Annotated in this window: 7 protein-coding genes; 1 reads left to right on the top strand and 6 read right to left on the bottom strand. The window is 70.6% G+C overall.

What is annotated here, in order from left to right; genetic code table 11:
* Positions 1–424 precede the first annotated feature (424 nt).
* The 4 genes from ABZ281_RS32595 to ABZ281_RS32580 form a co-directional block, all read right to left on the bottom strand.
* Entirely contained in the window at positions 425–1,171 is a 747-nt protein-coding gene (locus ABZ281_RS32595) for a DUF6227 family protein (RefSeq protein ID WP_356661370.1), read from the bottom strand.
* Positions 1,172–1,350: 179 nt separating this feature from the next.
* Positions 1,351–2,568: an Ig-like domain-containing protein gene (locus ABZ281_RS32590; RefSeq protein WP_356661368.1), complete on the bottom strand. Its 1,218-nt coding sequence runs from the start codon at positions 2,566–2,568 to the stop codon at positions 1,351–1,353.
* Between the two features lie 166 nt (positions 2,569–2,734).
* Entirely contained in the window at positions 2,735–3,763 is a 1,029-nt protein-coding gene (locus ABZ281_RS32585) for a P1 family peptidase (RefSeq protein WP_356661366.1), read from the bottom strand.
* Between the two features lie 200 nt (positions 3,764–3,963).
* On the bottom strand, positions 3,964–5,205 hold the full coding sequence (locus ABZ281_RS32580) for a low temperature requirement protein A (protein ID WP_356661364.1): 1,242 nt from the start codon (positions 5,203–5,205) through the stop codon (positions 3,964–3,966).
* A 56-nt stretch (positions 5,206–5,261) separates the two neighbouring features.
* Here ABZ281_RS32580 and ABZ281_RS32575 point away from each other — a divergent pair, with 56 nt between their 5' ends.
* A complete protein-coding gene (locus ABZ281_RS32575) occupies positions 5,262–5,441 on the top strand; it encodes a hypothetical protein (RefSeq protein ID WP_030845027.1) in 180 nt (59 codons plus the stop codon).
* A gap of 10 nt (positions 5,442–5,451) precedes the next feature.
* Here ABZ281_RS32575 and mscL read toward each other — a convergent pair whose 3' ends face one another.
* Positions 5,452–5,910, bottom strand: coding sequence for a large conductance mechanosensitive channel protein MscL (gene mscL / locus ABZ281_RS32570; RefSeq protein WP_356661362.1), 459 nt, complete (start codon positions 5,908–5,910; stop codon positions 5,452–5,454).
* A 123-nt stretch (positions 5,911–6,033) separates the two neighbouring features.
* Positions 6,034–6,378 (bottom strand): RcpC/CpaB family pilus assembly protein (locus ABZ281_RS32565; RefSeq protein ID WP_356661360.1); only part of this gene is annotated, 345 nt, incomplete at its 5' end.

Below are 6,378 nucleotides of genomic sequence, written 5' to 3'. Positions count from 1 at the left end.
AGCGGGGCGAGCGACGCGGCCTGCTCCTCACCGTGCGGGGTGAGGGGCAGGTCGGGGGACGTCTTGACCTTGACGCACTTCCCGGACGGGGCGCAGACGCGCTTCGTCGAGGCGGCGTGGGCCGGCGCCGCCTGGCCCACGGCGAGTGTGAGCGCCACGAGAACCGCGAAAAGGGCGATCGCCCACCGATGAAGCGGCATCCTCTCGGATGCGCTGTTTGATATATGCACAGTTTCCTTCCCCCGGGCATTTCTTTTTTCTCGTGCGGCGCGGATCAGTGGTCAATTTGGATGCGCCGCAGTGCCCGTGTCACAAAGCCGGATCACCGTATCATGTGCATGATCTTGTGAATGGGCAGTGAAAAGGGTGAGGAATTGCAGGAGGATTTATGGGTTGGGGGGGTTGGGCCAGGGATGGGGCGCCCTTACGAGATCCGCGCCGCCCGCCGCTCCATCGCCTCGCGCGCCGCGTCCTCGCTGGCGTACACCTCGCACATGTGCCGCCCGTCCGGCGTCGCCGTGTGCTCGACCTCCCAGAGGGAGACCTCCGCGCCGTCGCGCAGCAGGAACGCGTGCTCGTAGAGCGAGAAGCCCAGCCCCGCCCGGCCCGCGCGGCACGGCCGGCCGAAGGCCTGGGCGATCTGGTGCCCGGACGCCGTGGTCAGCAGGGCCGCAGTATCCGCGCCCGGCCGGTCCGTGTTCTCCGCCCGGCGCAGTAACCTGCGCGCATGGTCCGCCGAGTTCTCCGCGGCGTACGCGTGCCGGGGTGCGGGGACCGGTGACAGCTGCACCGTCACCGGCAGCTCGAAGTCCGGGGTGTCCGGCGGCAGCGGCAGCCGCGCGGTGGCGGCGCGCAGCTCCTCCTCGTCGACATACACCTCGTGCTGCGGCTCGCTGCCGGGCGCGGTGTTGTGGACGAGCTCCCAGAGCGTGAGCGCCGAACCGTCGGCGAGCAGCCACGTGTGCCGGTACGTCTCCCGGTGCAGGCCGGCGCTGTGGTGCGCGGAGTGCAGCGAACTGTCGTGTGCCAGCGCGCAGTCCAGGCGTCTTATCGCTTCGTCCGGTAGCTCGAAGGAGTTCAGGGTACGGCCGAGGAGTCGCGCGAGGTGCTCCTCCGGAGACTCGGGCGAGTCGTGGGGTTCGTACGGTGCCGTCTCGTACGGAACGCTCAAGGTTTCTCCCGGCGTTGCTGCATGTCACCTTGTGGGTGCATACCGTAGCCTCTCGGTCGGACATCATGTCCGGGAACCGAGAAAACGTACGTCCGGGAAAACGCGCGGGCCGCGCGAAAAGTTCCCGCGCGGCCCGGTCGGTCCGTGAAAAACCCCAGGAGGGACGGACTTTCAGCAGGTCAGGATGTGCCGCCCGCGACCCACTGGCTCCACGGCATGTTCCAGCCGTTGAGCCCGTTGTCCGGCGCCACCGTCTTGTCGGGGGAGTTCTTCACGATCACCATGTCCCCGATGAGGGAGTTGTCGTAGAACCACTTCGCGGGCGTGCTGCCCCCCGCACCCTGGACGTCGGCGAGACCCACGCAGCCGTGGCTGGTGCCCTGGCGCCCGAACGGCGGGTTGCCCTTGTTGTACCAGTAGTTGCCGTGGATGAACGTGCCCGACGTCGTCAGACGCATCGCGTGCGGCACGTCCGGGATGTCGTACTCACCGCCCAGCCCGACCGTCCGGCTGTTCATGCGGGTCTGCACGAACTTCTCGGAGATCACCATCTGCCCGTTGTACGTGGTGTGCTCCGGGCTGCCGGCCGAGATCGGGACCGACTTGACGGTCCTGCCGTCCCGCACGACCGTCATGGTCTGGGTGTTGACGTCGACCGTGGAGACCTGCGAACGGCCCACCGTGAAGGTGACCGTCTTCTTCTGCACCCCGTAGACGCCGTTCGCGCCCTCGACCCCGTCCAGGTCGATGTTCATCGTGACCTTGGAGCCGGCCTTCCAGTACTCCTCCGGCCGGAAGTCGAGCCGCTGCCCGTTGAACCAGTGCCCGACGACCTTCTGCCCGCTGCTGGAGGTCACCGTGATGTGCGACTGCACGTCCGTGCGGGCGGTGATGGCCTTGTCGAAGGTGAACGACACCGGCATGCCCACACCGACCGTCGTGCCGTTGTCCGGCGTGTACGTTCCGATGAAGCTGTTCGACGTCGTCACCGTCGTGAAGATGGAGTTGGCCGCGGCCGTCCGGCCGTCCGCGTCCTTGGCGGTCGCCGATATCTGGTATTTGGTCCCGCGCTCCAGCTGCTCCTTCGGCTTCCACACCTTGCCGTCACCGGAGACCGAGCCCGCGACGGTCTGCCCGCTGCCCGAAACCGTCATCTTCACGTCGGTCAGCTTCCCGTCGCTGACCTTCACGCCGGTCGAGTTGATGGACGCGCCGGTCGAACCGTCCTTGGCGGAGATGGCGATCTTCGCGACGGACGTCTTGGTGCCGCCGTTGGCGCCCTTCTCGTCGTCCTTGGCGTTGGCGCTGCCACCGCAGGCGGTGAGCGTCAGGGCGCCGACCATCAGGGCGGCACAGGCCCCCAGAGTGCGCCGCGCTGAAATGTTCGGCGTTGTCACGGGCTGCTCCCAGTTCGTGTGATGTTGCGTGATCCGCTCCAGTACGTGGGAGAAGAGGGGCAGGGGAGCCGGTCGGGTTCCGTCCGTTTCCCCTCAAGGCCGTCACGTGACAGAACCGCGACAAATTCCGGTCCGGCCGTGGCTCCGCTGTGCGCCGCGGGCCTGTTCAGCGGCCCGCGTACAACTCCCCGTACGACGGCCACGCCCCGCCCGGACCGTCCACCGGCTCCGCGGCCCGTACGGCCCGGACGATCGCCCGCGTCACCATGTCCGCGCCCGCCGCGAGGATCGCGTTGAGGGCGAGGGGGTTCGCGGCGTCCAGGGCCCGGTCTCCAGTCGCCAGCGCGAACACCGTGTCCCCATCGTGGAGGAGATGCACCGGCCGCACCGCACGGGCGATGCCGTCATGTGCCGTGCCGGCCAGTTTCTGTGCCTGCGACTTCGACAGGTCCGCGTCCGTCGCGACCACTGCGAGCGTGGTGTTGAGCGGGGGCGGCCCGCTCTTCGCGGCCGTCTCGGCGAGACGCCGCTGCGCCGTCGCATGAACCTCCGCCGCCGGGTACTCCACCCGCCCCTGGAACAACTCCCCGTACAGCACCCCCGTCTCCGGATCCACCGTCGACCCCACCGCGTTGGCCACCACCAGCGCGGCCACCGTGATCCCCGAGCCGAGCACGGTGCTCGCGCTGCCGACACCGCCCTTCACCACCCCGGTCACCGCTCCGGTGCCCGCGCCCACGCACCCCTGGGGCACCGGCGCACCGGGCTCGCTCGCCGCGGCCGCCTCGACCGCGGCCCGGCCGGTCGCCGCGTCCGGCCGGGCCCGGAAGTCGCCGCCCCGCCCCAGGTCGAAGACGCAGGCCGCAGGCACCACCGGCACGACATGAGCCGGGTCCGCCCCGACCCGGATGCCGCGCCCCCGTTCCTCCAGCCAGGCCATCACCCCCGACGCCGCGTCGAGTCCGTACGCGCTGCCACCGGTCAGCACGACCGCTTCCACCGTCCGCACCACGTTGCGCGGATCCAGCGCATCCGTTTCCTTGGTGCCGGGCCCGCCGCCCCGCACGTCCACGGCGGCCACGGCCCCGCCCTCCGGAGCGAGTACGACCGTGGTGCCGGTGAGCCAACCGTCGCCGGTGCGTGTCGCGTGCCCCACCCGCAGGCCGGAGACATCTGTCAGTGCGTCAACTGTCATGACGCACAGTCTCGTCCAGCCACCGACCCCGCGGGTCTGCCGATCCCGCGGGTCTGCCGATCCCGCGGGTCTGCCGATCCCGCGGGTCTGCCGAGCCGGTGGGCGCCGCGTCAACCCGCCGATGCGCCGGGGGGATCAGCACGTAGACGTTCGTGGAGGATCGGCCCTCGACGATCGCGGAGCACGGAGCGCGGGCGCTCTCACCCGGTGCGCGTCTTCGGCCCGCCCTCCCGGGCCGCGACGGCCGGGCGCGCGGCTGCCAGCGTCTCTCCGGCCACCACCGACAGCGCACAGACCACACCCGCCGCGAACACCGCCCAGTGCCCCAGGAACGTGCAGCAGATCACCAGCAGGGCCGTCGTCGGCAGCACCAGCTGCTGGGTGATGCCCCGCTTGAAGTGGCGCGAGTGCAGGGCCCACACCGTGAGCAGGTACAGCGCCGTCGGCAGGGTCACGGCCGCCGACGCCGCCAGCGTGGAGAGGTGCGCCTTGCCGGCCGTCTCCTCCACCACCACCTCCAGCCCTGCCCCGATCGCCGCCGCCGACGCGAGCACCAGGTAGTGGCCGTAGCCCCAGAGGAACGCCTGCCGGTTGGACCGCAGATGGCCGTGGACGGGCACCGCGAAGTAGATCCACCAGGCGGCGAAGATGATCAGCAGCCCGCCTGCCGCGATGGGGAGGAGCTCGCCCAGCGCGTCGTTCTCGTCGATGCCGGACTTCACCGCGATCGTGGCCGCCGCGATCGTCTCGCCGAGCACGATGATGGTGAACAGCCCGTACCGCTCGGCGATGTGGCGGGGATGCCAGGAGGTGGTGTGACCCCTCTCCGCGAAGGGCGGCACGCACATCTCCAGCAGCGCCATCACCAGGAACCACCAGGGCCTGGCCCCCTCGGGCAGGAACAGCAGCCCCAGCCAGCCGACCTGGCACGTCAGCACGCCGCCGGCGTAGCGCAGGGCCGTCGTCCGCTCCGGGCCCTCGGCGGCGCGGGCCGCCCGCAGCCACTGCGCCGACATGGCCACCCGCATGATCGCGTAGCCCAGCCAGACCACGAGGTACTCGTGCTCCTCGAACGCCCGCGAGACCCCCGCCGCGAGGACCAGCACACCGGCGATCTGCACCAGCGTGACGACCCGGTAGAGCACGTCGTCGTTGTCGTACGCCGAGGCGAACCAGGTGAAGTTCATCCACGCCCACCACAGGGCGAAGAACACCATCGCGTAGTCGAGGATCCCCTGGCCCGCGTGCCCCTCGGCGACGGAGTGCACCAGCTCGATGCCCGCCTGGGCGACGGCGACGACGAAGCACAGGTCGAAGAAGAGCTCCAGCGGCGAGGCCGTCCGGTGTGCCTCGTCGCGGCCACGGGCCCGGAGCCTGCGCAGGGGTTGCCGGATGCCGGGTGCGCCGGAGGGGACGGGCGGGGGAGCGGGGCTGGACGTCATGCGTCCCAGCACAGCAGAAGGCGCGGGGAATTTCTCCGCGACCGTACCCTGGTTGCATGAGTACCGTCCCCGGCCCAGAGCCGCGCGAGCCGAAGCCTGCGCTGGTCTTCGACGATCCGCTCGACCAGCAGTCCTCCGACGACACCGACCGCGGCTGGGGCGAGCGCACCGACTCCGGCGGCAGTGCGGCGGACCTCAAGCGCTTCCTGGACGAGAAGCCGCCCCACCACCTCTGAAGCCGTCGCGCTACTCCCGGTCGTGCCCAGAGCCGCGCTGGGCGACCAGGGCGTCCCGGATCTCCTTCAGGACCTCCAACTCCGTGACCTCGAGGACCTCCTGCGCGCCCTCCTTCGCCTTCCGGCGCGCTTCCTGCCGGGCCAGGTACTTGGCCATGGGCAGGACCATCAGGAAGTAGACGACCGCCGCGGTGATCACGAAGCTCAGGGCGGCGCCGAGAACCGAACCCCACAGGATCTGGATGCCGTCCTCGCCCTGGCAGGTCGAGCTCAGGCACGAGCTGTAGTGGTCGAGGTTCTTGGTCCCGATGGCTCCGACGACCGGGTTGATGATCCCCTTCACCACGGCGCTGACGATGTTGGTGAAGGCGGCACCGATCACCACCGCCACCGCCAGGTCGACGACGTTCCCGCGCATCAGGAAGGTCTTGAAGCCCTGCCAGACGCTCGGTTCCTTCTTCTCGCTCACCTCGGGGCCTCTCCTCGTACGAGCAGCTTGTGGAACAAAACGCTCCGCAACCTACGTCACGCCTGGGCCGAACCGAGTACTCGGGTCCCACGAACGAGGGCCTTGACCGGGTCACGCACAGCGTCACCACAGCGTCACCGCCAGCCGCCCCGCGGCACTGGCGCCGGCCAGCCGCGCGGCGGTGGCCCGCGGCACCGACAGGACGACCAGCGCCCCGCTGTCGCCCGCGCCCTCCACCGGCTCGGGCACCTTCGTCACCCTCGCCCCGCGCGCGACCACCCGGGTGTCGCCGCCCGGCACCGCCCCCTGCGCGGCGATGACGTCGACCCGGTCCCCGGGCCGCAGCAGCCGCACCGTGGCCGCGTCGGAGATCCGGACCGGGGCCGTCACCGACCCGGCGGCGCGGCGCGGGTACGCGGACTGCTCGCCGGACATGGAGGCCGTGTGCGCGGGCGGCCGGGTCCGGTG

This window comes from Streptomyces sp. NPDC006265 (assembly GCF_040613555.1).
Lineage (GTDB): Bacteria > Actinomycetota > Actinomycetes > Streptomycetales > Streptomycetaceae > Streptomyces.
The sequence above is the reverse complement of the archived record's forward strand: the minus strand, read 5'-3'. Positions and strand labels throughout refer to the sequence as shown.